Source organism: Rufibacter tibetensis, from assembly GCF_001310085.1.
GTDB lineage: Bacteria > Bacteroidota > Bacteroidia > Cytophagales > Hymenobacteraceae > Nibribacter > Nibribacter tibetensis.
In genome coordinates this window covers 2,607,531-2,634,417 of sequence record NZ_CP012643.1, presented here as the reverse complement: position 1 = coordinate 2,634,417, position 26,887 = coordinate 2,607,531, and the positions used below count along the sequence as shown (strand labels likewise).

The window sequence follows — 26,887 nt, the reverse complement described above, 5'->3', positions numbered from 1 at the left end:
TTACATGCAAAACCCTTTCCCACACCGGTTCTTCCGCCAGTGCCTTCCCCTGCTGCTGGGTGGACTAACCCTTTTGGCTCCCCTCTCCGCTGAGGCTCAGAAAAAGCCGAAATCCAGTACTTCCAGAAACAAGAAATCAGCCCAGGACCCGTATCCTGAGAAATTATACAATGGCATGACATGGCGGTCCATCGGGCCGTACCGCGGCGGACGTTCCGCTACCGTGACCGGCGTACCAGGCAAACCAAATCTGTACTACTTCGGGAGCACGGGTGGCGGCGTGTGGCGCACCAAAGACGGCGGCTCAAGCTGGGAGAACATCTCTGACAAGTACTTCGGCGGCTCCATTGGTGCGGTGGCGGTGAGCGAAGCAGACCCTAACGTAATTTACGTGGGCGAAGGCGAGAAAACGGTCCGCGGCAACGTATCGTCTGGTTTCGGGATGTGGAAGTCAGAGGATGCGGGCTTGACCTGGAGACACATCGGGCTGAAAGATTCCAAGCACATTTCGCGTGTGCGCATCCACCCAAAGAATCCTGACTTGGTGTATGCGGCGGCCATGGGCAACATCTATGCGCCTAATGACATGCGCGGCGTGTACCGCTCTAAAGACGGTGGCAAGAACTGGGAACGCGTGCTGTTCGTGAACAACGAGGTGGGCGTGGTAGACCTGACCATTGACCCGGTGAATCCCAGAAACCTGTACGCCACCTCCTGGCGGGTACAGCGCACACCTTATAGCCTATCTTCCGGCGGACCTGGCTCCGGCATCTGGAAAAGCACCGACGGCGGCGACACCTGGAAAGAAATCTCCCGCGCCACCGGCTTACCCAAAGGCACCTTGGGCATCATTGGCGTGACCGTTTCGCCGGTAAACAACCAACGTGTATGGGCCTTGGTGGAAGCCGAAGACGGCGGCTTGTTCCGTTCTGAGAATGGCGGCGAGAGCTGGACCAAGGTGAACGAAGACCGCAGCCTGCGCCAGCGCGCCTGGTACTACACCCGCCTTACCGCTGATCCGCAGAACGTAGATGGCGTGTACGTGCTCAACGTAGGCCACCACTACTCCACCGACGGTGGTAAAACATTTAAGTCTATCCCTACCCCGCATTCTGACCACCACGACCTTTGGATTGCCCCCGAAGACCCTAAGCGCATGATCATCGCCGATGATGGCGGAGCGCAGGTGAGCTTTGACGGCGGTGAAAACTGGAGCACGCCAGACAACCAGCCAACTGGCCAGTTCTACCGCGTAGTGACGGATAACGCCTTCCCGTATCGCATCTATGGCGCCCAGCAGGATAACAGTGCCGTTAGAATCGCCAGTCGCACCAGTGGCCGCAGCATTGGCCAGCACGACTGGGAAGAAACCGCGGGTTCTGAAAGTGCACACATTGCGGTAAACCCTAAAGATCCTGAGATTGTGTACGGCGGAAACTACGGCGGCTTCATCGGGCGGCTAGACCATAAAACTGGTTTTGAGCGCACCATCAACGTGTGGCCAGACAACCCCATGGGCCATGGTGCCGAGGGCATGAAGTACCGCTTCCAGTGGAACTTCCCTATCTTTTTCTCACCGCACAACGCCAATAGACTTTACACCACGTCTAACCACGTGCACGTGACTACCAACGAGGGCCAAAGCTGGGAAGTCATTAGTCCGGATCTGACGCGCAACGACAAGACCAAACTAGGTCCCTCCGGTGGACCCATCACCAAAGACAACACCAGCGTGGAGTACTACGGCACCATCTTCGCGGCCATGGAATCTCCCGCGGAAGAAGGCGTGATCTGGACCGGTTCTGATGATGGTCTGGTACACGTGACCCGTGATGCAGGAAAGACATGGACCAACGTAACACCCAAAGCACTGCCCGAGTGGAGCATGATCAACAGCGTGGACCCGCACCCTACTCAAAAAGGTGTGATGTACATGGCCGCTACGCTCTACAAAACTGGTGACTTCCAGCCATTGCTTTTCAAAACAACTGATTACGGCAAAAGCTGGACTAAAATTACCACCGGCATTCCGGCTACGCACTTTACCCGCGTGGTGCGCGTAGACCCCAAGAGAGCAGGCTTGCTGTACGCTGGTACTGAGTACGGCATGTACGTGTCGTTCAACGATGGTGCTTCCTGGAAGCCGTTCCGCCTGAACCTGCCAATGGTGCCCATCACCGATTTGACCATCAAAAACGACAACCTCATTGCCGCTACCCAAGGCCGAGGCTTCTGGATCATTGATGACTTAACGCTGCTGCACCAACTCACCCCGCAGTTAGCCGATAGCAAGTCGCATCTGTTCAAACCCATGCCTACTTACAAAACTTTGGGCGGCAACTTCGCGAACACCAAGTTTGAAGGCCAGAACCACCCGGGTGGCGTAATGATGCACTTTTACCTGCCTACTGCGCCAGACACCACCTCTAAAATAGCACTGGAGATTCTGGAGAAAGACGGCAAGCTGATCAGAAAATACACCTACGGCGCTAAAGAAGCGGCCGAGAAATTGGAGGCGAAAACCGGCCTGAACCGTTTTGTGTGGAACATGACGTACCCCGAGGCTTCCCGCTTTGAGGGCATGATCTTGTGGGGCGGTGGTACGCAAGGACCTAAAGCAATTCCTGGCACCTACAAAGCCCGCCTCACGGTGAACGGACAGCCGCAGGAAACTGAATTCGAGATTCTACAGGACCCACGTAGCCAAACGCCGCTGGCAGATTTGCAGGCGCAACAGGCCTTCCTGCTTTCGGTGCGGGACAAACTCACCGAGACGCACGATGCCATTAGCAAAATACGCGAAGCCCGCACCCAGATGAATGCCGTTACCGCCCGCTTCCAAGGACGTGCCGATATGAAAGACGTGCTGGATGCCGCCAAGGCCATGAACAAGAAGATGACCGAAGTAGAGGAAACGCTGTACCAAACCAAAAACCGCAGCGGCCAGGATCCTTTGAACTACCCCATCCGGTTAAACAACAAACTAGCGAATTTGGCGTCTCAGGCGTCCGTGGGTGATTTCCGGCCTACCGACCAGATGTATGCGTTCCAAAAGGAAGTGACGGCTCAAATAGACGAACAATTGCAGAAACTGAACCAGGTATTTGCGACGGATCTGCCAGCTCTGAACCAGCTTATCCGGAGCAAGAACGTGGACGCCATCATGCTCAAAGAGAAGAAAGAGACCAAGTAAGTTTCAAAGTTTAAGTAGTCTGATGCTTCAAACTCCTGCCGCGGCAACGTGGCAGGAGTTTATGTTTTATGCCTGTTTTCTGCTAAACAGGCATAAAACATAAACTCTAATAGTAAGCAACACCCCAAGCACGGAGATAACTTAGTTCTATGGATACCTCTGTTATTTACACTACTTCTTCAGCATCTAATTACCTCAAAATAGCACAGCACCTCAAAGGGAGCTGGAAAGAAAGCCAATGTGGTAATGACGCAGGGAGTCAATGTATTAACTCCACGTTTCAGGAAGAAAGGACTAAACAGATCAGAAAGGGATTGCAGCAGTTCCTGAGAGAAACCAGAAAGCGGAAATAGTTGGCTTTTAAGAGCATAGCACTTGTCTTAAGTAGAATAAAACCTATATTTAATACATACTAACCCTTAACCCACCAGCCCTAATGGAAAACACTACTACTCAAGATTCTTTTTTCTCTGACATCTACGAAACCTCGCACCAAGCGGTATATGCCGGCTTCTGGATCAGGTTTGCGGCGGTCATCATTGATAACTTTGTACTGATGATTCCGAACTGGATTCTTCAATACCTTTTTCTTGGCAACTTTACGGCAAGCGACTTTACTCCAGACAACCCGGCTGCAATTCTCTCCGCAATGTCTGGCTCTATCACCATTTCTTCCGTACTGGGAATTCTTTACAAATCCATTATGGAAAGCTCTTCCTGGCAGGCCACTTTAGGAAAAAGAGCCTTGAATCTAAAAGTAACGGATGAGCAGGGAAACCGTATTTCCTTCGTGAGGTCCCTGGGTAGATCCTTCGCTACTATACTATCCACCATGGTGCTGTTCATCGGCTACATCATGGCGGCTTTCTCTTCTCGCAAGCAAGCCTTGCACGACAAAATCGCCAGCACCCTGGTGGTAAAAACCCACTAAGTTCTTAGGTCACTTTAGGGCTACTACCTCATAGAAGAACCTCACAACTGAAAACATAAGATAGCTATGTTAAAAGAATTCAAAGAGTTTGCCATGCGTGGCAACGTCATTGATTTAGCAGTAGGGGTGGTCATTGGGGCAGCGTTCGGGAAGATTGTTACCTCTCTGGTAGAAGACATCATCATGCCGCCCTTGGGCCTTCTGGTAGGCGGCAATCATTTCAGCGACCTTAAAGTTGTTTTACGGGAAAGCGTTATGGGTTCTGATGGCAAAGTGTCTGATGTCACGTTAAACTACGGGGCCTTTCTGCAGAACGTCGTGGACTTTCTTATCGTTGCGCTAGCCATTTTTGCAGTAGTGAAACTCATCAACAAACTGAAGCGCAAAAAGGCGGCCTCACCTAACGTTCCGCCGGCGCCAACCAAAGAAGAAGTATTACTTACTGAAATCAGGGACGCTTTACGCAGCAAACCTCTGTAACACTTTTGAACTAATTTTTCTAAAACACACCATAAACACAGAGGGCACCGATTAAACCGATGCCCTCTGTGTTTATGTACAGAAAAGAAGTTTATGCTTCTGTTCCTTTTTTATCCTTGATGGCCAACTGTCCGCAAGCGGCGTCAATGTCTTTCCCGCGGCTGCGGCGCACGTTCACCTGTACACCCCTGTCTACCAGGTAACGCATGAACGGTTCCAGACGGTCATCGCTTGACTTCTTGAACTGACCTCCCTCAATTGGGTTGTATTCAATAATGTTCACTTTACATGGGATGATTTTGGAGAACTGCAGCAATTCCTGTGCATCCTCCAAGTTATCATTGAAGTGACTCAGCAGGATGTACTCATAAGTCACCTTGCGGCCGGTTTTCTGGTGATAGTACACTAACGCTTCTTTCAACGCCTCCAATGAGTTGGTCTCGTTGATGGGCATAATCTCATTGCGTTTGGTATCATTAGCAGCGTGCAAGCTCAAGGCCAGATTGGCTTTGATGCCGTCATCGGCCATTTTCTTGATCATCTTGGCAATACCCGCGGTACTCACCGTGATGCGACGCGCGGCCATATTCAGGCCATCGGGCGCGGTGATGCGCTCAATAGACTTCATCACGTTGGCATAGTTCAGGAGCGGCTCGCCCATGCCCATGTACACGATGTTAGTCAACGGACGGTTGTAGTTGTTCTCGGTCTGTTCCTTAATGCGCACCACCTGGTCATAGATCTCATCGGCGTTCAGGTTTCTGATGCGGTCCATTTTACCGGTGGCACAGAAAGAACAGGTCAACGAGCAACCTACCTGGCTACTCACGCAAGCAGTCATGCGTTTAGGATGGGGAATCAGCACACCCTCTACTATATTTCCGTCATAAAGACGGAACGTGGATTTTATGGTATAATCTGAACTCAGCTGACTGGTGTTCACTTCCACGCTGTTGATGGTGAAAGAACGCTCCAATTTCTCCCGTAGCGGCAGACTGATGTTGTTCATCTCCGCGAACGAGGTAGCCGTCAGTTTCCAGACCCACTCGTAGACTTGCTTGGCGCGGAAAGGCTTTTCGCCGTGCTCCGTCATCCAGGCCTTGAGCTGGTCCAAAGACAGTTTCCGGATGTCCTGCCGGTTCAGAATCTCGATATCTGGGATCAATGTGGTACTCATACTACAAAGGTACAAAATATCTTACGCTTTAGTTTCCAGCCGCTCCAGTGCTTCCGGCGGAATAGTTTTCAGCTTCCGCAGTTGGTAATCAAAGCACAGCATACCCGTTTTGGCATGGGCTATTTCCTTGCCGTTTTGGATAGACAACCGGTAAACCAGGTCAAAGCCGTACTTGCTGAACTCCGTGGCTTGCACCTGCACCGTAAGCACATCGCCGTAGAAACCTTCGCCTTTGTACACAATGCCCACGTCTGACATGATGAGCCCGGCCCCGGCAAAATCCAGTTCAGAATAGCCGTGTTCTTTCAGGAACCGAACCCGCGCTTCGTGCAGCAAGCTCAGCAAGGCATCATTGCCCAGGTGGCCGCCATAATTCAAATCCGTGATCCGGATGGACAATTCGGTTTGAAAAGAGAAACTAGCGGGGAGATCTATTTTGATGCGGGCCATTTTGTAGTTATGAGTTATAAATGGAAGATACGGCATACGAAAACACTGTAACCGTTTAAGGCCCAATTTTCCAAAAACAACCTCCAAGAGGGTCGTGATCAGAAAAAAATGCCTACTTTGGAAGCCTGTTATTTTATAAAGCTTTCCCCGTGACCTTACCCGCCCTACAGAAAGGAGATGCCGTTGGCATTGTTTGTTTAGCCCGCAAAGTTAGTCTGGAAGATATCAAGGACGGCATACGTTTGCTGGAAGCCTGGGGGCTGCGCGTGGTATTAGGGCAGAGCATTGGTGCGGAAGACGGCTACTTGGGCGGGCCAGATGAACTGCGGAGATCCGATTTTCAGCAGATGCTGGACAATCCTGACATCAAGGCGATATTCTCCGCCCGGGGCGGCTACGGTACCACTCGAATCTTAGATCAACTTGACTTCAGTATCCTTCAGAAAAACCCTAAGTGGGTGATTGGCTTCAGTGATGTAACGGCCCTGCTCTGCCACCTGCACACACTAGGCATAGAAAGCGTGCACGGTACCATGCCGCTGCTCATGGGCAAACCCGACACTACCGAAGCCGATGAATCGCTGCGCCAAATCTTGTTTCATGCCCCACAACGGTATTCTGTTGCTGCCAATCCTTCCAACGTGCCAGGCACCGCTACTGGTCAAGTTATAGGCGGTAATCTCATTCTGTTGAACAACATCATAGGAACCGCCTCAGATGTTGATTACAGCGGAAAGATTCTGTTCCTGGAGGATGTGGGGGAGTATTACTACAACGTAGACCGGGTACTGGTGCACCTCCGCCGTTTAGGAAGACTACAGAAATTAGCGGGGCTGATAGTAGGCCAGTTCTCGGACATGAATGACACGGCCGTCCCGTTCGGGAAAGATGTACCGCAGATTATTTTGGAACACTGCGGAAGTTACGGCCACCCCATCTGTTTTGATTTTCCGGTAGGGCACGTGACCCGCAACCTGGCACTGGTAGTAGGCCGTGAGGCAACGCTACAGGTAAACGAGACCGGAACGACTTTACATTACGAAAACGCCTCTTTCTAAGCTGTTTTTAGGAAAACAGCTTAGAAAGAGGCGTTTCATTTATTCATGAAGTAAGTTAGCAGCACCCGCCGCCGTCATAGAAGAAGGTAGAATTAGAAACCAGGATATCTTCCATCCCTAAAGCACCCAGAGCAGCAGCAGTTTTATCACACACCGCCAAAGGCTGATTGTTCATGAGTACGTGGCCTTTCTGGTCATCAAAGTACTCCTGTTCGCCAAAATAAATGGCTGTTTTACCGGTGAAGACACATGGTCCATCGGCGGGCATAGGATCTTTGATGGCACACACTTCCACGCTTTCTATATAAATCAACTCCTGGGTGGCGTATTGCGCAGGAGACAACACGCGGTAAGGCCTTCTGGCACGTATCTCAATCGTTCCAAAGCCTACATCGGTTAGTGCTTTTATGTACTCCTGCAGCGGTAAGGCGCCACTTAAACACAGAGCTCGCAGGCGCTCGTCTTCCTTCAGGTTTTCAGGCATACCGCCGTCGCAGATGGGGTCAGAGAGCACTAGGCGTCCGTACGGTTTCAGCACGCGGTACATTTCACTTAGGGCCTGCTTCAGGTCTTCTTGCTTGAAGATGTTGAAAAGGCAGTTTTGCGCCGCCACGTCTATGGTTTCGCTCTCCACCGGCAAACTCAAGGCATCACCCTGGCGCAAATCAACGAAATCTGCCTGGAACCATGGGTTTTCAGCCTCCGCTAACTTAAAGTTTTCCTCACTTGCTTGCAGCATCTCATGCACCACATCTACCCCAATGATGCCGCCGGGTTGACGGTTAAAGTACGAGAACTGCAGCAACTCCATGCCGCCGCCTACACCCACATACAAAATAGAAGGGTTGTTCACTAAGTCTCGTGGGTGCACCGTACTACCACATCCGTAGTTCATTTCCTGCATTCGCTTTGGAATAGAAAGGCCGGGCAGTTGCCAGATGGGTGTGGTGGTGCAGCAGAGGCCAATATCTGGTGTAAGCGCTGCATTGCGATATAAGTCTTGCGTAGTGGTCAGGTAGGACATGGGTAAAGGTTTGGGTGGAAACAGTTGTTTCCAGTAGTGAACTTCAGTTAACCGACATAGAATCCATGGAAATACATTCCCTCCCTTCTAGGAAGTTCTTTCCCTGAAAAGGTACTTGAAACGCATTTTCTACGGATTATAGATTTACGGATTGTAGAACCCGTTCGGTTTGTTAATGTTTTGGATACTTAAAAAAAAATAAAAAGCCGTTTCCAGGGTGTTTCCCTTAAAACGGCTCCTAAATAGCTAAAGCTATTGGTTTTACTGTTCTGTCATGACCACATGCAGGACCGTCTGCCCTACTGCTTTCAAAGTATTCCGGTCAATGATGTCCATGTTGTCTGTTTGCCGGTGATGATACGGCCCAAAGAAGCCATCGGGGCTGTTAGGATCATACGCAATGATATCGGCCATCCGGATGTTGGTATGCTGAATGACGTAAGTATGGTCATCTGTAATGCCGGGGCTATCTTGGAACGGAAAATAGTTAGAGTAGCCAATCTGGTTGGCGGTACGCCATACTTTCTCCACCACGTCACCAGCGTAAGCGCGGCTGGTTTCTTCCCGTGCGAATCTTGAACCCTTTGCTCCTACCATGTCCAGCAGAATGCCGTAGTTGGCGGTGTAGCCTTTCGGCATTAGGTTCTTCGCCCAATATTGGGAACCCAGGCACCAGGTATCTTCCTTGTATTCACCGGCATTGTCTGGTTGGCCGTAGTCTTCGCCGTCAAATAGCATGATGTCTACTCCCACATTTCTCTGCAACGGATTAGCCTGCAATTGACGCGCTATCTCCAGTAACACACCTACCCCACTGGCACCGTCATTAGCACCATCCATGGGTTTGGTGGGGTTTTGCGGATCTTTATCGGCTACGTGGCGGGTATCCCAGTGCGCAGCCAGCAAAATGCGCTTGCTCGCCTTTGGGTTGAACTGCGCCATGATATTGCGCAGGCTCAAGGCAGTGCCATCATACGCGTTGGCCGTAAAGCTTTGCACCTGCAAGGTGCCGCCGTATCCTTCCAGCTTGCTAATAAGGTAATCGCCACAGGCCCGATGCGCAGGGGTATTAGGTACCCGGGGGCCAAAAGAAACCTGCTTTGCGACAAACTGGTACGCCGAGTCTGCGTTGAACGCCGGAACATTCACTGCCGCCGTAGCCGCAGTTGGTTGCTCAGCCGTAGCGGTCTCAGTGTTCGTCTTTTTTTCGCAGGCAGGAAGGCCGGCAGCCAGCAGCAGGCCTAGAGCCAGAACTTTCATGTTATTCTTCATAAGCCCAGTCTATACCGGTTTTCATGTCTTTGATCACGATGCCCTGCCCTTTGAGCTGTGCTCTGATTACATCTACCTTGCCGTAATCTTTGGTTTCTTTGGCTTCTTTGTAGAAACCTAGCACCACGTTTAGGAGTGACTGGGCATCGGCGGTTTGCTCTATTTTCAGGCCTAACACATCCAGCACCAAAGCACGGTACTGCGTGCGCATTTCCTCAAATGTTTCCTGGGAGATGGTCTCCAGTTTGAAACCTCCCGTGTGCATGCTGTTGATCTTCTTGAGCAGGTTAAACAATGACGCAATAGATTTGGCGGTATTCAGGTCATCGTTCAAAGGCACAAACAGCTCAGCCGTCAGCTTCTTGATTTCCTCTTCAGCTTTGGCATCTACCGCATCAGTACCGGTTGGGTATTGCAGTTGATCCAGAATACGCAGGCCGTTCATTACTTTCAGATAGCCTTTGCGAGCTGCCTGCAAGGCTTCGTTGCTGAAGTCCAGAGTACTGCGGTAGTGCGCCTGCAGCACAAAGAACCGAACGGTCATAGGTGTATAAGCCTGCTCCAACAGCTCATGCTCTCCGGTGAATAACTCTCTGAGGGAGATAAAATTGCCCAGCGATTTACCCATCTTCTTGCCGTTCATGGTGATCATGTTGTTGTGCACCCAATAACGCGCGGCATCAGTGTGGTTGTGGCTAGCCTGGCTCTGCGCGATCTCGCACTCGTGGTGCGGGAACATCAAATCCAGTCCACCGCCATGTATGTCGAACTGCGTACCCAGGTACTTCCGGCTCATGGCCGAGCACTCCAGGTGCCAGCCCGGGAACCCTTCTGACCACGGCGATGGCCAGCGCATGATGTGCGTAGGCGAAGCTTTCTTCCACAAGGCAAAGTCCAGCGGCGACCGCTTCTCCTCCTGCCCTTCCAGGTCTTCGCGTGTGTTGTTCATCAGGTCCTCAATGACGCGACCTGAGAGCTTGCCGTATTTGTGCTGCTGGTTGTATGCCGGCACATCAAAATACACCGATCCGTTAGACTCATACGCCAAGCCGTTCTCCAGAATCTCCTCGATCATCTGGATCTGCTCAATGATGTGCCCCGAAGCCCGAGGCTCAATGTCTGGGGAAATCACGTTCAGTTGCGCCAGGTCCTCATGGTAGCGGTTGGTGAAATGGTGCACCACCTCCATGGGCTCCAGCTGGTGAGCTTTCGCGAACTTCTGGATCTTGTCTTCGCCAGAATCAGCATCGTTCTGTAAGTGGCCTACGTCGGTAATGTTGCGCACGTAGCGCACTTTATAGCCAAGGTATCTTAAGTACCGGGACAACACGTCAAATACCACGCCCGCCCGTGAGTGGCCCAAGTGGGCATCGCCGTACACGGTAGGTCCGCAGACATACAAACCTACAAACGGGCTGTGCAAAGGTTCAAACTGCTCTTTGGTGCGGGTGAGGGTATTATATAAGGATAATGGGTGGTTCATGCGGCAAAATTATAAAACTTACTGGTACTTGTGGTAACGGTACGGAGTTAGTGCCTTTAAGCTGCCTTTTTCTTTGTTTTGATGAAGAGGATTTTGCTGTTTATGGCTTATATTCTGGAAAGGAGCTTGAAAACGGAAGCCTTTTTATTGGTGCATGCAGTTTGTTTATTGCTGGCGTAGTAGCTGGTTGATGCGGAGCCCTTATGCTTAATTGTTTCATAGCTGCCCTCCGTGCGCTCACGGCCGCGAGGCCCCGTCTTCCCCTCTCGCACTGCCCTTTCGGCCTGAGCTGTGCATCTCACTTAGTTCTGCTTTTCTAGGGCCAAAAGCGAGGCGCTCGATGGAAAGACTGGAACAAGGGAAAGTAGCAAAAGCTGTTTTCTTCTTAATCCTCCCACTTCTCATGGTTCCACTTCCCATGGTTCAAGTCTGTGATTTGGACCTACCATGACCTGCAGTTTGCAACTGCAGTGAGGTGAAAGCCTCAACAACCTTAGCTTATACTCCCCCTTTGAAGGGGGCGAAGGGGGTTGTTTACAATCTGTAAGTCCACGCACTGTTGTTCAGCATTCAACCGTAATACCGCTAACTAAAAAGACCTCGTAGTGTCCGCAGGTCTTATAAGCGTCTATGTCAATCTCGTTTCCAGCCTGTTTTCAGCAAACTAACGCGAAAGAACCTTATTCCTCACTCTCTGCAGAAGAAGCATTCAGTACGTAGGTAGATTCAATGGGGAAATGGTCGGTGAACCGGATCTGGTCCAGAACATCGAACTGCAGTAACTCTAAGCGATCGCTGAAGAACTGATTGTCTATGCGGATAGGGAGTTTGCCGTTGTAAGTAAACCCAAATCCGTTGCCGCCTTCTTCAAAGCCATTTTTGAGGTGTCTTCGCAACTGCTGATAGGTGTAGGAACTGGGCAAGTCATTTAGATCACCGCAGAGTAGCACCGGGTGTCTGCTTTCCTGAATGTGGTCCAGCAGTTTGTTTACCTGGTGGCTTCGGGCAATGAACCCGCCTTTGAGCCGACGGGCAATGTTGCGGCCTTTAGTTTTTAAACCAGCCTCGCTCTGCACGGCTGCTTCTACGTCTTTTTCTTCAATAGCCATGGATTCCAGGTGCATGTTGTACACCCGCAAGGTATCTTTTGAGGGAAGCTTGACATCCACGAAGATCACCTGGTTTTTGGTTGGCCGGTCAAAGGAGACGGTTCCTTTCTTCACGATGGGGAATTTAGAGAAAATTGCCAGACCAAACTCCGCACCTGCACTGTTAGTAAGGGCCTTTCCAACATAGATTTCCCGGCCTTGTTGCTTTCCTACCCTTTTACGGCTGTCGTAAGTTTTATCTCCCTTTTCATTGTAGAACTCTTGCAGGCAGAGAATTTCAGCGGGGTGTTCAGCTACCCATTTCATTTCCCTCTCAGGCAAGCCTGGGTCCGCCTCGTGCAGGTGCTGGTACACGTTAAAGACGCGCACGTTGTAGCTTAGGATAGTGATTTGCTCTTCCTCAGAGGCCAAGCTTGCTTCTGAAGAACTAAAGTTGAAATAGCGCGTGTGCTGTCCCCAGAACAGAAAAATAAGCAACGCCGGCCATAGCGCCCACACTGGGCGGTGCCAAAGCCAAAGCCACAACAGCAACAGCACGCCGTTCATTAGTAGCGCTCCGGGCGTAGACATGGCAATGAAGCCGGCAGGCCAGAAAACATGCGGCGGCACGTACTGGCATCCTACTCCCAACAATAGCCACAGGGTAGATAAAGACGTAAGAAAAGAAAGAAGCTTCCGGCGCACAGGAAAAATATTAATCGCAGAAGTAAACCTACGCAAAAAACCGGAAGTCGCTAAAAAAACGTAGGTTCTGGCTCCTTTGCGGGCATTTTCAGGAAAAGAGACTAAAACTGGATTTTAAATATACAGGGTGTTTTGAAATAGTGCGCCTACCCTTCCGTTTTAAACTTGACCTGACGTGCCTTGTAATTGAAAATTATACCCTAATTTTACACTCTTAACACCTTATTAGTAAAGCTATGTTGTTATCCAGCTTATTATTCATCGGCAACTTAGGAACCGGCGAGATGATCGTTCTTGTGTTAATCGTTCTGTTGCTGTTTGGCGCCAAGCGTATTCCAGACCTGGCCCGTGGCCTTGGAAAAGGAATCCGTGAGTTCAAAGACGCCACCAAAGAGATCAAGAACGACATTGAGAACTCGGCCAACGATGACCGTCAGGCCAATACCCAGAACAGAAACAATTATAACAGCGGCCCGGGCTATACCAACCCAAACCCAGGTTATAACAATACCAATTACAACAACGGCAACGCGCCTTATGACAATGCGCCTAACGCCAACCCAAACCCTACTACCCACAACCCGAACGTTTAATACATGCGTTATACATCCCTTGACGCTATCCGCGAGGAGATAGGCCGAGGCTCGCTCTCCTGCCGTCAACTTGTGGAGCGTTATCTGGAGAACATCAACACCAAGCGTCATCTGAACGCATTCTTGGAGGTGTTTGAAGAAGAAGCCCTTCGGAAAGCCGAAGAAGTGGATGCCAAATTACAAGCCGGTACCGCCGGCAAACTGGCCGGAATGGTGATTGGCATCAAAGACGTGCTGGCCTATGAAGGCCACGCGTTGCAAGCCTCCAGCCAAATCCTGAACGGTTTCACATCTCTTTACACTGCTACCGCCGTGCAACGTCTTCTGGCTGAGGACGCCATTATCATTGGCCGCCAGAACTGCGACGAGTTTGCCATGGGCGGTTCCAATGAGAACTCCTCCTTTGGTCCGGCGCTCAACGAAGTAGACAATACCCGCGTGCCGGGTGGTTCTAGCGGCGGCTCTGCCGTAGCCGTACAAGCCGACCTTTGCTTAGCCTCCATCGGATCTGATACCGGTGGTTCAGTGCGTCAACCAGCCGCCTATTGCGGCGTGGTGGGCATGAAGCCTACGTACTCCCGCATTTCGCGCTACGGCCTTATCGCCTACGCTTCTTCTTTTGACCAGATTGGTGTAATCACCCAGAGCGTGGAAGATGCCGCGCTTCTCTTAGAAGTGATGGCGGGCCCCGATGAGTTTGACGCCACCGTAAGCCAACGTCCGGTTCCTGCTTATAGCCAAAATTTGACCTTTGACCGTCCGGCCCGCATCGGGTTCATCCGTGATTCTTTTGAGAGTCCGGGTTTGAATTCAGAAGTTAAAGCGGCTGTGCAGGGCGTGCTGGATCAACTACAGGCCGATGGCCATACGGTTGAACCGGTGGAATTCCATTTCCTTGACTATATTGTACCTACCTACTACATCCTGACCACCGCTGAAGCCAGCTCAAACCTGGGCCGGTACGATGGGGTGAAGTACGGTTTCCGAAGCCAGAACGCGACGGATTTGGCCTCTATGTACAAGAAAACCCGTTCCGAAGGGTTCGGGAAAGAAGTACAGCGCCGCATTATCCTGGGCACCTTTGTGCTTAGTGCTGATTACTACGACGCATACTACACCAAGGCGCAACAAGTACGCCGCCTGATCAAAGAGAAAACCGATGAGCTTTTAAGCCAATACGATTTTCTGATTCTACCTACCACCCCTACCACTGCCTTCAAGATAGGGGAAAACACCAAGGATCCGCTGGCCATGTACCTGGAAGACATCTACACGGTACAGGCAAACCTGGCAGGCATTCCGGCTATTTCGTTACCAATTGGCAAAGACGCCGCAGGGCTGCCAATTGGGGTACAGCTGATGACCAAAGCTTTTGGGGAAGAACAACTACTGGCCTTCTCTAAACAACTGATGAACCATCAACCACACCTAACTGCCTAATGCGCAAAACTACCTTTCTTACTGGCCTTGTACTTACACTAGGCTTGGGCTCTGCAGCGCAGGCCAAGCAAACACCGGCACTGGATGTTCCAGTTGTGCAAGTAAAAGACACTACCAAGGTACTTGTTGATTCAGTAGAGTTTATTCCGGTAGAAACCGATGAACTCATCCAGGACCGCCTCAGCTGTCTGGAACAGGAGATCCCCTTAGAATTCAACAAGCAGGTAAGAGGGTTGATTGACTACTTCACCATCCGGAACCGGAAATACACCCGGCGCGTGCTGGAGCGTAAGCCGCTTTACTTCCCTATGTTTGAGAGGTACCTGGCTAAGCACAACATGCCTGATGAGTTGAAATACCTGGCTGTGGTGGAGTCAGCGTTGCTGCCCAAAGCAGTTTCCTCCGCTAAGGCAGTGGGTTTATGGCAGTTCATGGACTTTACCGGCCGCGACTTCCGCCTTGTGCAGAACCATTACCTGGATGAGCGCATGGACCCGGAGAAATCCACTGAGGCGGCCTGCAAATTCCTAAAACAGCTGTATCGCATGTTCGGGAGCTGGGAAATGGCCTTGGCGGCGTATAACTGTGGTCCTGGTAACGTAAAGAAAGCCATTGCCCGCTCTGGTGGAAAGAAGACGTTTTGGGGCATTTATCCGTATTTGCCTAAGGAAACGCGGGCATACGTGCCGTCTTTCACCGCCTTGGTCTATACCTTAAACCACGCCGAGGACCACAACTTACACCCGGCCAAACTGCAGCTACCCATTGCCATGGACACGGTCCTTATCAGTCAACCGCTGGACCTGAAGCTGCTGGCCAAGCAACTGAACCTGCCTGAAGAACGAATCGCAGACTTGAACCCGGCGTTAAAGCTGAAGCATATCCCGGAGAACGTCACTAATTTCCCCCTGCGTATTCCCGCCGATGTACGTCCGTTCCTGGCAGAAAACAGAATGGCTATTTTAGATTCTGCGCGTTACGTGGCTCCGGCCAGAACCAAGCTGCCTTCCTTGCAGGAAGTACCTACTACTATCCTGGCTAAAGCTGATCCGATTGCCCCAGACAGCACAGTAAAAACGTTCTACACAGTACGTCCCAACGATAACCTTTCTAAAATCGCGAAAGACCAGAACGTAACGATAGAGCAGTTGAAAGCTTGGAACAAGATTTCAGGCAGCATCTTAGCTGCAAACCAGAAACTGATTGTGTTCAAGCCAGAAACGAAGGAAATACTGGACACGAAGCCGAAAGAAACACCGGCAGCTGAGACCAAGCTACTGGCCTCGGCAGAAGACCTTTCAGCCCCTGTGGGTAAGAACGCTGGCCCTAACGCGAACAGCGTTCCGAAGGAAAATGCCGCTACAGCCATGTTGTCTTCTAAACAAGCATCATCTAAGAAAAAAGTAGAGGTAGAGAAACCACAGACCGTGCACCACGTGCAGCCTGGCGATACGCTTTGGAACATTTCCCGCCGTTATAACAACGTGAGCGTAGAGAAACTGCGCAAAGCAAACAAACTGAAAGGTGACGAATTAAAGCCCGGCATGAAGCTGATTGTAGGCTGATTTTGTCCCTGATATATAGATAGCATCTCTGGCTTTGGCTTGGGATGCTATTTGTTTTTTAGCCATTTAGGGTAAAAGAGCTTTAGAGCTGAAAGGCAGAAACCTTAGTACTACTTGGCTAACTGGAAAAATCTTATCAATTTGTATTAATTCCCTGCCAACCAAGCGTTGGTTTGGCAACGGAACCCCATAGACTACAACACGACAACTGAAGGAAAGGACATGATTAAAATCAACAAGGAAGACGCGCTGAATTATCACAGCCAGGGGCAACCCGGCAAGATAGAGGTAGTGCCTACCAAAATGGTGAGCACGCAGATGGACTTAGCCCTCGCCTACTCGCCAGGTGTAGCAGAGCCTTGTAAAGAAATTGCCGCCAACAAAGACGATGTCTACAAGTACACCGCCAAAGGCAACCTGGTGGGTGTGATTACCAACGGAACTGCTGTATTAGGCTTGGGCAACATTGGTCCTGAGGCTTCTAAGCCGGTCATGGAAGGGAAAGGCGTCCTTTTTAAGAAGTTTGCGGGCATTGACGTGTTTGACATTGAGATAGACGAAACTGACCCGGACAAATTCATCCAGATTGTAAAGTCGCTGGAGCCTACGTTTGGGGGTATCAACCTGGAGGATATCAAAGCCCCTGAGAGCTTCAAGATTGAGAATGCCCTGCGCGAGCAGATGAACATTCCGCTCATGCATGATGACCAGCACGGCACCGCCATCATCTCTAGCGCTGCCTTGTTGAACGCCCTGGAAGTGGTGGGCAAAGACATTGATAAGATCAAAATGGTAGTGAACGGTGCCGGAGCCGCTGCCATTGCCTGCACCAAGCTCTACCTGGAACTGGGCGTGAAGATTGACAACATTGTCATGTTTGACAAAGATGGCATCATCAACCCAGAGCGCAACGACCTGGACATATACCGGGCCCAGTTTGTCACCACCCGTAAAATCACCACCCTGGCTGAGGCTATGGAAGGAGCTGATGTGTTTGTGGGCCTGAGCGCCGGCAACGTTTTAGCGCCTGAATTGGTGAAACTGATGGCAAAAGACCCCATTATCTTCGCGCTGGCAAACCCAGATCCGGAGATTGCCTACGAAACCGCCATGGCTACCCGACCAGACCTGATCATGGCCACCGGGCGCTCAGATCATCCTAACCAGGTGAACAACGTATTGGGTTTCCCTTACATTTTCAGGGGAGCTTTGGACGTGCGCGCCACCGAGATCAACGAGGCCATGAAACTGGCCGCCGTGTATGCCCTGGCAGAACTGGCCAAAGAAGGTGTTCCGGACATTGTGCACAAAGCCTACGGCGATAACTCCATCGCCTTCGGACGGACGTATCTAATCCCTAAACCGCTGGACCCGCGTTTGATCACGACCATCAGCCCGGCGGTGGCAAAGGCAGCCATGGAATCTGGTGTGGCGCGTTTCCCTATCCAAAACTGGGATCGCTATCACCAGGAGTTGCAGGCGCGCATTGGTATTGACCAGAAACTGATGAACCGCGTACTCACGCAGGCTCGTCAGAACCCTAAAACGGTGGTATTTGCTGAGGCCGATCACTACAAGATCCTGAAAGCGGCTCAAACCGTCTTGGAGCAGAAATTGGCCTACCCTGTTTTATTGGGTGAGCGGGCACGTATTGAGGCCATGATCGCCGAGTTCAACATGGATTTGACCGGCAGCGTGATCATTGACCCGCGCGAGGAAGACGCCAAATGCGAGAAGTTTGCGCACCTGCTGTATGAGAAACGCAAGCGTAAAGGCCTCACCCTGTTTGACTGCCGCAAACTGGTGCGCAATCGGAACTACTTCGGTTGTATGATGGTGGAAACAGGTGAAGCCGATGCCCTCATTTCTGGTCTTACCCGTGAGTACTCCTCTACCATTCTACCCGCCCTACACGTGATTGGCGTGGAAGAAGGCGTAAATAAAGTGGCAGGTATGTACATCATCCAAAACAAGAAAGAACCTTACTTCTTCGCTGATACTACGGTAAACCTTCAGCCTACGGCAGAGGAACTGGTAGACATTATTGGTTTGACGGCCCGTTATGTGCGCTTCTTTGACCGTGAGCCACGCATGGCGGTGCTTTCGTATTCTAACTTCGGCTCCAGCTCCGGGCAGGTACCTACCAAAACCCGCGAGGCTACCCGCATGGCCAAGCAGCGTTACCCAGATTTGATTATTGACGGGGAAATGCAAGCAAACACGGCGTTAAACCCAGAGTTGTTGCGCGAGCACTATCCGTTCAGTGAGCTGGCCAACGTAGGGGCCAATACCCTTATCTTCCCGGGTCTGGCGGCTGGTAACATTGCTTATAAACTTTTACAGGAAATTGGCGGGGCTGAAGCAATCGGTCCAATCCTGATGGGCATGCGTAAACCAGTGCATATCTTGCAGTTAGGTTCTTCGGTGCGGGAAATCATCAACATGGTGGCCATAGCCGTGGTAGATGCCCAAACGTGTAAGGCAAAACTAAAATAGTACTAGTACGTACTGCTTCTATCCCTCTTTTATATATAGAAGCAGCACTATACTTCCCTCGCATTCTGTTTCCAGCCCCTTTCTTTAAAAGAGGCTGGAAACAGAATGTTTTTGTTATCTTAAATCTGATTTCACTACTATACCTCTACTACTAATCACATGATCGCTTATTTAGATGGCCGCCTGGCTCAGAAAGACCCTACGTTTGTGATTATTGACGTTGGAGGCGTGGGCTATGAGCTCCGTATTTCTCTCAACACTTTCGGGCAGTTGCCAGAGGGCGAACGCTGCCGTCTATACACGCACCAGCACATCAAGGAAGACGCCCACACTTTGTATGGGTTTGCCACCCTGGCAGAGAAAAGCGCCTTCCTGCATTTGATTTCTATTTCAGGGGTAGGCCCTAACACAGGGCTCATGATCCTTTCCTCCTTGACCGTGCAGGAAGTGCAGCAGGCCATTGTGCGGGAAGACGTACGCACCATTCAACAGGTGAAGGGAATTGGAGCCAAAACCGCCCAGCGTATTATTCTGGAGCTTCGGGATAAATTCCGGAAAGGCTTAGGCCCAGATGCGGTAAATGTCTCTTTTGGTGCGCACAATACCTCACGCGACGAGGCGTTATCAGCATTAGTAACATTGGGCTTCGCGAAGAATGTGGCCGAGAAAACCCTGGATACAATCATTAAGCGGGAAGGCGCTAGCTTAACCGTGGAGGAAATGATTAAGTTTGCATTGAAGTCGTCCTAAGTAACTTCCCCATTATTTGTGTTTTATAAAAAGAAGCCTCACATTCTTGCAGCCGCGGTAGGGTTGGTGTCGTTGATGGCTTGGCTTTCCCAGGCCGAGCCAAGTGGAGTATCTATGGCAGGTGTAAGCACAACGCTGCTGGCGTTGTCAGATGTAGAAGAAGAACCGCAAGACACAATCAAAAACCAGGGGTATATCCCATCAAGGCGTCCTAACCTAATTTTCAAAGACCGCCGGGGAGATCCATTTTCCAACAGAACCACCTTATCACCGCTTTTGCTGCCGCTTCCTAAAAATGTGCAGCTAAACGTGGTGCCAGATGACAGCCTGAAAAGTTTTCAGATCACGGAGCAGATTGGCGGGTATGATTACCGCGATCCCAGCACCATGACGTTTGAGGAGTATTCGCGCTACCAACAGCAGCAAGCTATCAAAGATTACTGGCGTACCAAGTCGGCCAGCCTGGACGAGCAGAACCCCGCCGCCCCAAGCCGCCGTCTGGTACCTACCCTCAACTTAGGGGGCCGTACGTTTGACCGCTTGTTTGGCGGAAACACCGTAGATATACGCCCAAATGGTTTGGCTACCTTGAAGTTCGGGGCGCTTTTTAACAAAAACGAAAACCCGGCCATTCCGCTTCGGCAGCAAAGCATAGGTGACTTTGAGTTTGACCAGACCATTGCCCTGAACATTGACGGCCGCATAGGCGAGAAGATGCGCATCACCGCCAACTGGGACACCAAAGCCAACTTTGATTTTGAGAACAACCTCAAGCTAGAGTATACCGGCTACCCAGAGGAGATCATCCAAAAAATAGAGGCGGGTAACGTGAGTTTGCCCCTGAACAACTCCCTCATACAGGGCGGTCAGAACCTCTTTGGTTTAAAGGCGCAGTTGCAGATGGGTAAATTGTCTGTAACGGCCATCGCCGCCAACCAACGCGGAAGCATTGATGCAGTAGATATCCAAAACGGTGCGCAAAACAGACGGTTTGAGATCAGAGCAGATGATTATGATCGCGACCGTCACTTCTTCCTGGCGCAGTTCTTCCGGAACCGGTATGACCAGGCCCTCCGCAACCTTCCGCTCGTGAATTCAGGTATTGTGGTGCGTCGTTTGGAGGTATACATCACCAATGATAACCGCGCTACCCAGAACCTTAGAAACGTAGTAGCCCTCATGGATTTGGGCGAGCCGCAGCCTTTCCAGAGTCGGTTCAGCAATAATTTACCGGCCACTTCCGGTGCTGGGAACAACCAAAATAGCCTGTACGGAAGCCTTACCAACCGAAACAACACACAGGTAGATAATTTTCTGGAAGGCCTTGGTTTGCGCAAGACCATTGACTTTGAACATGTACGGGCCCGCCGCCTGGACCAGACCGAATATAAATTCAACCCGCAGTTAGGCTACATCTCCCTGAACTCTGCTTTGCTCCCTGAACAGGTGCTGGGTGTCGCGTTTGAATACACCCTGAACGGCCGTACCTATAAGGTTGGAGAACTGCAGGAAGATTACCAGAACGTACCCGAAGACCAGGTGATTTTCCTGAAGTTGCTTCGGGCCACCAACCCAGGCCTGAACACCCCCACCTGGGATTTGATGATGAAGAACGTCTACGCGCTGAATGCGAATCAAATTGAGCGCCAGAACTTCCAGCTGAATGTAGTCTACAAAGATGACGCTACCGGAGGCGACCTCACCAGTTTCCAGGATGAGTCCAGGTTGAAGGGGATACCGTTGATTCAGGTCTTTAACCTGGATAACGTGAACACCAATAATGACCCACCCAAAGACGGTAACTTTGACTTCTTGTCTGGTATTACCATTGACCCTGAGAGTGGCCGCATTTACTTCCCGCAGGTAGAGCCTTTTGGGTCTTTCCTAAGAACTCAGTTCACGGCCGGGGCCGAAGACCAGTACATCAACAAGTACGTGTTTCAGGAGTTGTATGACTCCATCCAGACCGATGCGCAGCAATTCGCCCAGAAAAACAAGTTCTTTATACAAGGCAGGTACCAGGCTTCTAGCACCGATGAAATCACGCTGCCTGGTATCCGGATTGCCGAAGGTTCAGTGGCGGTTTACTCAGGAGGAACACGCCTGGTAGAAGGCCAGGACTACCAGGTGTTCTATGACTTAGGCCGCGTAAAAATCCTGAACCCAAGCTACCTGAACAGCGCCAGCAACCTGCGCGTGACCTATGAAAAAGCGGACATTCTCAGTGTGCAGCCCAGAACGCTCCTAGGTGCCCGCTTTGATTACAGGGTTGACAATGACCTGATCTTGGGGGCCACGGTTCTGCATCAGGGAGAAAGGCCTTTCATTCAGCGGGTGAACATAGGTGATGAGCCTAGCAACAACACCATTTACGGCTTTGATGTGAATTACCGCCGTGAATCAAGGCTCCTCACCCGTCTTACAGACAAACTGCCTTTCTTAGAAACCAAAGAACCTTCGGCCATTACTTTGGGTGCCGAGGTGGCGCAATTGGTGCCCCAGAAAACTGCTTTCAGAGGCGAAGACGGAGTTTCCTACATAGATGACTTTGAAAACGCGAAAACACCTTACTCTCTGGGAGGTTTTAACACCAACGCCTGGCGTTTAGCAGCCACTCCTGCTCCTTTGGCAAATGGTGCTTCTGGGTTGGCTTATGCGTATAACCGTGCCAAATTGGCGTGGTACACCATTGACCAGATCTACTATTCCTCCAACAACTTACGACCTAACAACATCTCCCGCGAGGAATTGGCAAACCACTACGTGCGCGGGGTGCAGCGCCGGGAGATTTTCCCGAACCGTGACCCAGAGACCAACAACACCTTTGAGTATACCTTTGATTTGGCGTACTACCCAAGAGAACGCGGGCAATACAACTACAACCCCAATGTCTCCAATGACGGTCAGTTTTTACAAAATGACCCTAAAAACAATTGGGGCGGTATTAGCCGTGAAATCTCGTTTGACAACAACTTTGATAACGCCAACATTGAGTACCTGGAGTTCTGGATGATGGACCCCTTCATCAAAGGGGACCGGGGGCGGGGCATTATCACGGGCAAACCCGATGCTCAGAACAGCCTGGATGAAAACGGAAAGCTGGTCTTCAACTTAGGAAACATCTCTGAAGACCTCCTGAAAGACCAACGGTACGAATTTGAGAACGGCTTACCTACCGACGGAAACCTACAAAACACAGAGCCAACCGCTTGGGGCCGCGTTACCCGTAACCAGTTCTTAACCGATGCCTTTGATGCTGAACCTGGTTCACGCCAGTTCCAAGACATTGGTTTGGATGGATTGAACGACAACGACGAGCGTGCTTTCTTCCAGGGCATTTACAGCACCTTAGCTGACCCTTCTGCGGATAACTTCCGTCACCACTTAGACGGGACTTATGATGCAGCTAACACGGGTGTACTGGGCCGCTATAAGAACTTCAACGGCATGGAAGGCAACTCGCCGGTAAACAGCAATCTTTCCTCCAACGCTTTCCCAGACAAAGAAGACCTGAACAAAGACAACGTCATCAGTGACGTGGAGCAGTACTATGAGTACAACATTGACCTGAACCCTAACCGCCTGGCGGTAGGCAGTAACTACATTGTAGACCGCGTAGACTCTGTAGACTCGGGAAACAACCGGGTACGCTGGTACCAGTTCCGGATTCCGGTAAGAAAGCCAACCGGCAACGTGAACAACATGCAGGGCTTCAAGTCCATTCGGTTCATGCGGATGTATGCTACCCAGTTTGCTGACCCTGTGGTGCTGCGTTTTGTGCAGATGCAGTTTGTTTCAAACCAATGGCGTACCTACAACACAATCCTTTCTAACGGGGCTCCCTGCGTAGGCGACTGTGATACTGATGCCTCTGCTTTTAACGTGTCTTCAGTAAGTATTGAGGAAAACGGCGAGGTTGATGCGGGCACGATCCCATACGTGGTACCACCGGGTGTAGAACGCCAGCGTGATTACTCCTCCGCCAACAACCGCCGCCAAAACGAGCAGTCTCTGCAGTTGCTAGTAGAGAACCTGAGAGACGCTTTCAGCAAGGCCGTGTACAAAAACGTGTCGCAGGACATGCTCATCTACAAGCGCCTGAAAATGTACGTGCACGCGCAAAGCCCAAGCGGAACCCAGGACAATGAAGTCAATGCCTTCATCAGAATTGGTACTGACTTTACCCAGAACTACTACGAATACTCTATCCCGTTGAAGATGACGCCGCAAGGCAGCCGTGACCCGTACCAGATCTGGAACGAGCAGAACTTCATAGATGTGGCGTTTGACGAGTTTGTGCGGTTGAAATCAAGAAGAAACCAGGCAGGCTTCCCGCTGAACCAGGTATTTACCGAGCAAAGAGAAGACGGAAAAGTATTCAGAGTGGTAGGTAACCCAGATTTCAGTGACGTGCAAAGCCTCATGATTGGTCTGGAGAACCCAGCTACGCCAGACAAGGCAGCCCATTCGGTTACGTTGTGGGTGAATGAGCTGCGGGTTTCTGACTTTGACCGTACCGCTGGCTGGGCCGCCTCTGCCCGGGCCAACGTGAAACTGGCAGATTTTGCCAACATCACCGCCACGGGTTCTTACACTACCGTAGGTTTTGGAGGAATTCAGCAAAGGGCTGCGTTAAGGGCCCGCGAAACTACTGGTCAGTTTGATGTTACTGCCAACGTAGCCGCTGAAAAACTTCTTCCTTCTGGCTTAGGCTTGGTAGTGCCGCTTTCTGTACAGTACGGAACCACCATGAGCGAACCACGCTTTGACCCATTGGACCGTGACACAGAACTAGACCTCTCGCTGCAGAAGTTTGAGGCAGGAAACGAACGTGAAAACTACCGCCAAGAAGTAGTCAGCCAAACTACCACCAAGAGCGTGAACCTGCTTAACGTCCGGAAAGAGAAAACTGACCCTGACGCAAAGACCCACATCTATGACATAGAGAACTTGTCTTTCTCCTATGCTTATACTGAGGTGCTGCACACAGATATCTCTACTGACCGCAACTATACCAAAACCTACAACGGCGGTATTGCTTACAACTACAACAACAGTCCTAAAAGCTACACCCCGTTTGCCCAAGCGAAAGCTTTCCAGTCGCCGTACCTGCGGTGGTTGAAAGACTTCAACTTCTCTTTGATGCCTAGCAGGATCTCGGTAAGAGCAGACCTGGACCGCCGGTACAATGAAACGTTCCTGCAGGGCCGTACCTCACCGTATAGCCTCCCAGACACTGCCGGCTTCTTGCCTACTTACCAGAAATCGTTTTTCTTTAACCGCATCTATGACGTGAAGTGGGATCTGACCAAGAGCCTTACGCTGGATTACACCGCCACCAACCGGGCAGTGGTGGACGAACCTGACGGACGTATTAACGAGGAAGTAGACTCGTTGCGCTGGAAGAACGATGAAATCTGGCATAACCTCAGACGCTTTGGCCGTAACACCAACTTCAATCAGGTAATTGCTGCTACGTATCGTCTGCCGCTGGATAAATTCCCGCTTACAGACTGGGTTTCAGCTGATGCCCGCTACCAGGCCGGTTTCACCTGGACCTCGGCTTCTACGGCCCTCAGCAGAAACGACACCCTGCAGCTAGGAAACACCATTGAAAACAGCACAGAAACCAGCCTGAGTGGTAAGTTTGATCTGGTACGGCTCTACAATAAGGTTCGGTTCCTGAAGGCGGCGAACGAAGCCTCCCCTAACCCGGGAGTGCGGCAGCAGTCGGTCAAGCCAGGGCAGCCGGCCACCCCAGATTCTACCAGAAGCGGCGGACGGCAGGTAATAAACGGAATTCTACGAACGCTGATGTCAGCCAGGTCCGTGAACTTCACTTACGCCCGCACCGAGGGTACATTGCTTCCGGGCTTCCTGCCTACCGCGCAAAGCTTCGGCTTGGCCGATGGGTTTGGAGCACCAGGTCTGGACTTTGTACTAGGAAAGCAGTACGAGTTAGACAAACTATATGCCCGCGCAGACAGAGAGAACTGGTACACCGATAGCAGCCAGTACCTGAACACGCCGCTAAGCTCGCTTAAATCTGTGAACCTGACGGCCCGCGCTACCATTGAACCGTTCCGGAACTTCATTATCACCTTAGATGGAGTGATGAACAAGTCAGAGATAGATGAGGTGTATTACCGCCGTGACTCTGCGTTGGTAGTGCAGCGGCAGAACCCATTCACGACCGGTTCTTACCGGGTTTCTTTCATCTCACTGCAAACCATGTTTGAGTCAGGTGCGGGAAACAGTTCAGAGGCGTTTGAGAACTTCATCCGGAACCGTGCTGCTATTGCCAACAGATTGAATGAAGCCAACGGAGGTCCTGGTCTATACCAGCTAAACTCACAGGATGTGTTGATTCCTTCGTTTATGCGAGCGTACCAAGGCAAAGATGTGAATGGGTACAAAGCAAAGCCTACTGGGCCATTTGACGCCATCCCGTTGCCCAACTGGAATGTAGTGTACAACGGCTTAGCTGCGCTTCCGTTCTTCAAACAGTATTTCAGTTCCTTTACCCTGAACCACGCCTACCAGTCAACGTACACGGTGGCGAACTTCAGCACGGCACTGGATTACAGCTTTAAACCCTCAGGATTCCCAGACAGGGCAGATCAGCGCACGGGTGAAGTGATCCCGTACTACATTGTAAGCCAGGTAGCCATTACAGAAAGCATGAACCCACTGGTGGGCATTAACTTCCGGACCAAAGGTGCCTTGACTGGTCGTCTGGAATACAAAACCCAACGGAACCTCTTGCTGAACATGACCAACGCGCAGGTAACAGAGAATGGCATTAAGGACGTAGTGGTAGGGGTTGGTTACAGCACCACTAACTTCAGAATTCCATTCCGGATTGGCGGCTCGCGCAAAACACTGGAGAATGAATTGACCATGCGCCTGGATTTCACCATCCGGGACAATGAAACCATTCAACGCACCATTGCGGTAGATACCAACGGAAACGAGTACCAGAACAACCTGACCACCGCCGGCGCCTTGCAGGTGCAGATACGCCCTACCATTGACTACGTGGTAAGCCAGCGTTTGAACCTGCAGTTCTACTACACACAGAACATCAACGAGCCTAAAGTGGCCAACGCGTTCCGCAATACCGTTACCGAAGGTGGCGTTCAGCTCCGGTTCAGTTTATCTGACTAAGGCTTGCGGCACGTA

At 51.0% G+C, this 26,887-nt stretch carries 16 protein-coding genes; 10 read left to right on the top strand and 6 right to left on the bottom strand.

Annotation, left to right across the window (positions count from 1 at the left end; translation table 11 throughout):
* Positions 1 to 4: 4 nt before the first annotated feature.
* From DC20_RS10625 to mscL, 3 genes are all read left to right on the top strand, one after another.
* Positions 5 to 3,193 carry a WD40/YVTN/BNR-like repeat-containing protein gene (locus tag DC20_RS10625; RefSeq protein ID WP_062543809.1) on the top strand — a complete coding sequence of 1,063 codons (3,189 nt, stop codon included), beginning with the start codon at positions 5 to 7 and terminating at the stop codon, positions 3,191 to 3,193.
* A 436-nt stretch (positions 3,194 to 3,629) separates the two neighbouring features.
* The gene (locus tag DC20_RS10615; protein ID WP_062543807.1) at positions 3,630 to 4,124 is read left to right on the top strand and encodes an RDD family protein; all 495 of its coding nucleotides are present in this window, start codon (positions 3,630 to 3,632) and stop codon (positions 4,122 to 4,124) included.
* Positions 4,125 to 4,190: 66 nt separating this feature from the next.
* Positions 4,191 to 4,604, top strand: a complete 414-nt coding sequence (mscL, locus tag DC20_RS10610) for a large-conductance mechanosensitive channel protein MscL (RefSeq protein WP_169788178.1) — start codon at positions 4,191 to 4,193, stop codon at positions 4,602 to 4,604.
* A gap of 91 nt (positions 4,605 to 4,695) precedes the next feature.
* On the opposite strand, the gene rlmN is transcribed toward mscL, so the two are convergent.
* A complete protein-coding gene (rlmN, locus tag DC20_RS10605) occupies positions 4,696 to 5,781 on the bottom strand; it encodes a 23S rRNA (adenine(2503)-C(2))-methyltransferase RlmN (RefSeq protein WP_062543805.1) in 1,086 nt (361 codons plus the stop codon).
* Positions 5,782 to 5,802: 21 nt separating this feature from the next.
* Positions 5,803 to 6,231 carry a thioesterase family protein gene (locus tag DC20_RS10600; RefSeq protein WP_062543804.1) on the bottom strand — a complete coding sequence of 143 codons (429 nt, stop codon included), beginning with the start codon at positions 6,229 to 6,231 and terminating at the stop codon, positions 5,803 to 5,805.
* 149 nt (positions 6,232 to 6,380) lie between these two features.
* On the opposite strand from DC20_RS10600, the gene DC20_RS10595 reads away from it, so the two are divergent.
* Positions 6,381 to 7,289, top strand: coding sequence for a S66 peptidase family protein (locus tag DC20_RS10595; protein WP_062543803.1), 909 nt, complete (start codon positions 6,381 to 6,383; stop codon positions 7,287 to 7,289).
* A 55-nt stretch (positions 7,290 to 7,344) separates the two neighbouring features.
* Here DC20_RS10595 and arsM read toward each other — a convergent pair whose 3' ends face one another.
* From arsM to DC20_RS10570, 4 genes are all read right to left on the bottom strand, one after another.
* On the bottom strand, positions 7,345 to 8,313 hold the full coding sequence (gene arsM / locus DC20_RS10590; RefSeq protein WP_062543802.1) for an arsenosugar biosynthesis arsenite methyltransferase ArsM: 969 nt from the start codon (positions 8,311 to 8,313) through the stop codon (positions 7,345 to 7,347).
* Positions 8,314 to 8,574: 261 nt separating this feature from the next.
* A complete protein-coding gene (locus DC20_RS10585; protein ID WP_062543801.1) occupies positions 8,575 to 9,585 on the bottom strand; it encodes a M28 family peptidase in 1,011 nt (336 codons plus the stop codon).
* Positions 9,575 to 11,068 carry a cysteine--tRNA ligase gene (cysS, locus tag DC20_RS10580; RefSeq protein ID WP_062543800.1) on the bottom strand — a complete coding sequence of 498 codons (1,494 nt, stop codon included), beginning with the start codon at positions 11,066 to 11,068 and terminating at the stop codon, positions 9,575 to 9,577. The genes DC20_RS10585 and cysS overlap by 11 nt, the downstream gene beginning before the upstream one ends.
* A gap of 680 nt (positions 11,069 to 11,748) precedes the next feature.
* The gene (locus tag DC20_RS10570) at positions 11,749 to 12,861 is read right to left on the bottom strand and encodes an endonuclease/exonuclease/phosphatase family protein (RefSeq protein ID WP_157593127.1); all 1,113 of its coding nucleotides are present in this window, start codon (positions 12,859 to 12,861) and stop codon (positions 11,749 to 11,751) included.
* Between the two features lie 236 nt (positions 12,862 to 13,097).
* Between DC20_RS10570 and DC20_RS23695 the strand changes: the two genes are divergently transcribed.
* The 6 genes from DC20_RS23695 to sov all read left to right on the top strand — a co-directional run bounded on the left by DC20_RS23695 (position 13,098) and on the right by sov (position 26,872).
* Positions 13,098 to 13,454, top strand: coding sequence for a Sec-independent protein translocase subunit TatA/TatB (locus tag DC20_RS23695; protein WP_071885435.1), 357 nt, complete (start codon positions 13,098 to 13,100; stop codon positions 13,452 to 13,454).
* A 3-nt stretch (positions 13,455 to 13,457) separates the two neighbouring features.
* On the top strand, positions 13,458 to 14,894 hold the full coding sequence (gene gatA, locus DC20_RS10560; RefSeq protein WP_062543797.1) for an Asp-tRNA(Asn)/Glu-tRNA(Gln) amidotransferase subunit GatA: 1,437 nt from the start codon (positions 13,458 to 13,460) through the stop codon (positions 14,892 to 14,894).
* On the top strand, positions 14,894 to 16,459 hold the full coding sequence (locus tag DC20_RS10555; protein ID WP_062543796.1) for a lytic transglycosylase domain-containing protein: 1,566 nt from the start codon (positions 14,894 to 14,896) through the stop codon (positions 16,457 to 16,459). Before gatA ends, DC20_RS10555 begins: the two co-directional genes overlap by 1 nt.
* A gap of 222 nt (positions 16,460 to 16,681) precedes the next feature.
* A complete protein-coding gene (locus DC20_RS10550; RefSeq protein ID WP_179945305.1) occupies positions 16,682 to 18,955 on the top strand; it encodes an NADP-dependent malic enzyme in 2,274 nt (757 codons plus the stop codon).
* A 159-nt stretch (positions 18,956 to 19,114) separates the two neighbouring features.
* A complete protein-coding gene (gene ruvA, locus DC20_RS10545; protein WP_062543795.1) occupies positions 19,115 to 19,705 on the top strand; it encodes a Holliday junction branch migration protein RuvA in 591 nt (196 codons plus the stop codon).
* An 18-nt stretch (positions 19,706 to 19,723) separates the two neighbouring features.
* A complete protein-coding gene (sov, locus tag DC20_RS10540; protein ID WP_245652191.1) occupies positions 19,724 to 26,872 on the top strand; it encodes a T9SS outer membrane translocon Sov/SprA in 7,149 nt (2,382 codons plus the stop codon).
* Positions 26,873 to 26,887 lie beyond the last annotated feature (15 nt).